5 protein-coding genes are annotated in these 4,620 nt (G+C 43.8%); all 5 read right to left on the minus strand.

The window, feature by feature from the left end:
* Positions 1-278, minus strand: a 278-nt coding sequence (locus tag B036_RS30990; protein WP_020571432.1) for a transposase, incomplete at its 3' end; no start/stop codon positions are given.
* A gap of 112 nt (positions 279-390) precedes the next feature.
* Positions 391-642, minus strand: coding sequence for a serine hydrolase (locus tag B036_RS34670; protein ID WP_026232326.1), 252 nt, complete (start codon positions 640-642; stop codon positions 391-393).
* A 37-nt stretch (positions 643-679) separates the two neighbouring features.
* Complete coding sequence (locus B036_RS0124770) at positions 680-1,327, minus strand: hypothetical protein (RefSeq protein WP_026232327.1); 648 nt, start codon at positions 1,325-1,327, stop codon at positions 680-682.
* Positions 1,328-1,540: 213 nt separating this feature from the next.
* Positions 1,541-3,283, minus strand: coding sequence for a helix-turn-helix domain-containing protein (locus tag B036_RS0124775; RefSeq protein WP_020571434.1), 1,743 nt, complete (start codon positions 3,281-3,283; stop codon positions 1,541-1,543).
* A gap of 475 nt (positions 3,284-3,758) precedes the next feature.
* A complete protein-coding gene (locus B036_RS0124780) occupies positions 3,759-4,514 on the minus strand; it encodes a transposase (protein ID WP_455015092.1) in 756 nt (251 codons plus the stop codon).
* Positions 4,515-4,620 lie beyond the last annotated feature (106 nt).

Consider the following 4,620-nt stretch of genomic DNA (forward strand, 5'->3'; position numbering starts at 1 on the left):
TGCTTTGGATGAATTCTCCGGAACTCCGCAATCGTTTTCTGATTCGGTTGCAAATGCCCGGTGAGCCACATCATCTCCACGTTAAGCCGACATTCCCGCGCCAACCGGCGCGAGCTGCNCACGCGGTTGAGGTAACCGTACAGGTATATAATCAATAATACTTCAGGGCCGTAAGCGCTTGCCCCCATATTATTGATGGGCTGGAAATCTAATTCCAGTAAATTCAGTTGATCGACAAAGGCGGCAATTACGCGAACTTCCGAGTCGGGAGCTATCATGGCTTCCAAATGCGTCGCGAAGAGGCCATATTGGGTGGGTCGCTTCCGGTTTTTCTGGTAATTGTCTTGGATATCAGTAACTGTTGCAGCCAGTACTCGGTTGTTTCACCACCTATTGAATCAATTTTATCATAGTATTAAATGATCTATTTGTGATGGTCTCGATTACTCTTCCAAGCAATTGATAGTTTGTATCTGAGTAAAACGCCTTCCATTTTGTGCCGGGAGCAAACTTAAGTTTCCTAGCCATACTTCTCTGGATTGCTTCTTCAAAGGTCCAGGATTGGTAAAGTCCCTGTGTTATTTCATATCGTTCCTTTTTGCTGGATATGCTATTTATTGTTTTGTACTTATAGTCAGACAAGCCAGGAATTGTGAATCCTGACTTGTCTGATTATAGCTTAAAACTTCCAGCCGATGTAAAGGTTTGGCTCAAAAAGAAAGTAGTTCCTCCATTTCTCGTCCAATTGCTTAAACCCTTCAGGAGAATTGTTATCAAACATCCATTGGTTACAATGAACCTGAGGTTCTATGAAAAATCGTTTTTTCTTTCCAAATGCGAAATGGTAGCCCAAATGAACGGAGTTATAAACTTTAAAACCATTTCCAAGTTTATTATCATCTAGATCCGTATAGGTTTGAAATTGCGGTACAACTTCAACAGTTGCAAATAGTCCTTTCCATAGCATACGTTGATATGTTATGCCTATTCCTGTTTCTCGCAAATATCCTGGATAGAATTCACTTTCTGTCTCTAACTTATCCAAAAGACCATCCCACCAGGTGATTCCCATAGGTTGAAACAATCGCCAGGTGACAAACTTCACACCTACGATGTTCTTATTATCCAGGTTGCGTTTTACATGAAGCTCTATCATTTGGTTACTTGTTCGCTTGTTCCAGTCTGCCAGGATAAGATCTGTCATGAGATAAGTAGTACTCACCCTGTACTTATGGGCTACTTCTGTTTCTTCACCCTCTTGCGAGTTAGTTTGAGCAAAGACACTAAGCGTGCATAAAAATAAAAGCATTGCAAATAGATTTTTCATAGTAATCATATTTTTTTTTGAAAATTCCGATTTCTACAAAGCACCTCCCGTTATCGTTACTACATCTAGTAAAAAGGAAAGGAATCATCATCCGATGATTATTTACTCTGCTTTATCGATTTGACAATGCAAAGATGGAGCGGGAAGGAAGGCGAATCGTCCTGAAATGAAATTTCGGACTTTATAGTGAGATTTGGGACCTTTTGGACAGGCTTACATTTGATTAGACCTCAACCAAGCTTTCGGTGTCATCCCTTCTATTTTTTTAAAGAAGGCATTAAATACCGATTTAGAATTAAAGCCGCTTTCATAAGCTAGTGCTAAAAGGGTAAGGTGGCTTTTGGCAGGATTTAGGGCATTCTCTTTGAAATTCTCCAAACGAAGACTATTGATGTATTCATTGAAGTTTTGGCCAATTCGTTCATTTAGCAACCAGGAAAGCTTGTTACTGCTAATATTCACATTTTCGGCTAGCTCGCGTAAAGATAAAGATGGGTTTTGAAACCACTTTTCTTCCTTCATTCCTTTTCCAATAAGTTCTAAAACCTTGTCGATTTCAGCAGTCGCCATTAGGGCCTTGGGAGGGGCAATTCGTATTTTTTTTTCGGGATTATTTGGTAATAGCTCTGTACGAAAAGTGGCTTGCAGTAAATCCTGGAACCTCTGATACCGGTGCAAAGGTTTAAGCAGCGGAATATTCATAAAGTTTACGACTTGACCGGTACGCATCCTGATGTTTTCTTCTAAAAAGTCCAATGCCATTTCGTGATTGTCCAAATGGACCAACAAAAAAAGTTGCCAGGGGAAAAGCGCTCCCCCAGAATCCTCTTTTATCATTGAGCTAACCCTGCTGATATCAACATCGATCTTATCTTCTGGATTTACCAATTTGTATAATACTCTGCATTCTTCCGGTCTTTCTGCCAAAGGAGTATTATCTAAGAAGTCATTTAGTTCTTCGTAATCTTTTGTAAGAATTAAGCACAGTTGTTTTAGTGCAATGGGATGTGTAAAACCTGGGTTGATGCTCAATGAGGTCTCTATACATTCCAGTGCTTTTGTGTAGTCCTCGTTTAAATAATAAATATTTGCTTTGGTAAAATAATGATTCGGAGATAAAGGATTTATCTTTAAAATATTATCAGTATGCCAGTGCGCTTTATCGAAATAACCTACCGCTGTATACAATTCACATAAACCTTCTTCTGCTTCCGTATAGAATGGATTAAGTTTTAATGATTTTTGAAAAAATTTATGCCCTTTGATGAAATCCCATTGACCCCAAAAGGACAATGTCGCTTTACTAAAATACCCTACATAGGATTGTTTATCCAGCTTAAAACCTTTGCTGAGCTTCTCTTCTGACATCTGCAACAAGCCTTTATTATTTCCCCAGGATCCGGACATGGCATAACAATACGCCAAACCAAAGTAAGGCAAAGCAAAGGAGGGGTCTATCGCTACGCACTGTTCATAGAGTTCTATTGCATTTGCGATTCCTGGTCCATCCCACATTAAATGCTGATAGCGACCTTTAAGATAAAGGTTGTAGGCCTCCATATTTTGTGTAGGCGCTTCAATTAGATGTTCCTGAATATTGAGGTGACCAAAATTTTCCCGAATCTGGTCAGCAATGAGTAAACTTATTTCATCTTGTAGTGCAAATATGCCTTCCAAATTCCGATCGAAATTCTTTGACCAGAAGTGAGTGCCGTCATTAGTACTGATTAACTGCGCTGTAATGCGAACCCTGTTTTTGGCTTTCCGGACGCTCCCTTCCAAAACAGTACTTACCCCTAACTGATTACCAATGGTTCGCACATCTATATTTTTGTTCTTAAATGCAAAAGAGGAAGTGCGGGCAATGACTTTCAAGCCCTTCACGGTGGTTAGGGCGTTGATTATTTCTTCAGTAATGCCATCGCTGAAGTATTCGTTCTCAGGGTCGGCACTCATATTAACAAAAGGGAGAACCGCAATGGATTTGTTGGATGATGATATGGGTATACGGGTGCTCATTTTCTCCTATACTTAATCAGGGCTTTTGCGAACTGACATTGAATTTACATTGGTTTTTCTTTAATTAGCTACAACGGGAATCTGAGTAATGTCCCTACCCAAGATTCAATTTCCAAGCGCTGATCAGCCCACCAGCTTCAGCCGCCGCGGCCGCTCACAAAATACACCAAAAACACTAGCCTCCACGGAGCCCCTCATGACAAATAGCGGTAAAATACCGAGAGATCGCCCCCCTTAGACGCTCAAGCAGGTCCAACACGCTAAAAATGGACATACTCCTCCTGATGTTGTAGCAGCAAGCCAGCAAACTGAACTCCCCGTCGACTTTATCGAGGCCGCGCAGGAGCGTGTAGTAGCCCGTCCATTATCGTTTCAGGGCACCAAACGGGTGCTCGACGATGGCCTGGCGCTGCTAATATACGCCAGGGTTATTATATAGGTTATCGTGATTGGCCTCTACGGCGGCAGCGTGCTCCAGGCGGGTGAAGGCCCGGGAATGGTTACTCACTAATGACTTGGCCGACAGGCACTTTTCCCGCAACGGACACTTACCGCATACTTTACGAGAAGCCCGGTAGGTTTGGAAGCGATGGGGCGTTCCTTTTCGTTGGTAAAGTTTGCCGGAGGAGCGGAGTAGCTCTCCGGCCGGACAGATGTAAGCGTCTTGCCCATCATCGTAGCAGAAATGGCTAGGCGGGTAGTTATCCTCCTTATTGTTGCTGGCATGACGACGCTCGGCGACGAAGGTCTGGTGGCCCAAGTCCCGGACGCGCTGCATCTCGGTGGCGTTGTGGTAGCCTTTGTCGGCCAGGATCTCAGCGCCAGGCTCTAGATCAAGAAACTCGTTCGTGTCCTCGACGAGCTGACCGAGGGCGTTGAGATCGTTTTCGTTGGTAACTTCCGTATGGACAATGAGCTTATTGGCATCGTCCACCACCGACTGGACGTTGTAGCCGNCCAGAGATTCCCGGCCATGCTTGATCANNGAACGNGCNTCGGGGTCGGTCAGGCTGATCTGGGTGTTGTCACTCTCAGCTAATCGCTTTTGGTGACTGGCGTACTCGGCTTTCCTTGCTTTTAATACGTCCAGTGCATCCTGCGTCCGCGCCCGCAACNCTGACTTCTCCTCACTATCTTCATAAGCGTCCTGGCGCGCGAACTCCGTCATTGCTTCGGCGATCCGATCATCGATTCGGTCTAGGTGCCGCTGAATTTTGGCCGCATTGAAGTTCTTCTTCCGCGCATTCTGGCCGTGGATTTTCGTGCCATCGACC

Origin of the sequence: Neolewinella persica DSM 23188 (assembly GCF_000373105.1) — a bacterium.
Taxonomy (GTDB): domain Bacteria; phylum Bacteroidota; class Bacteroidia; order Chitinophagales; family Saprospiraceae; genus Neolewinella; species Neolewinella persica.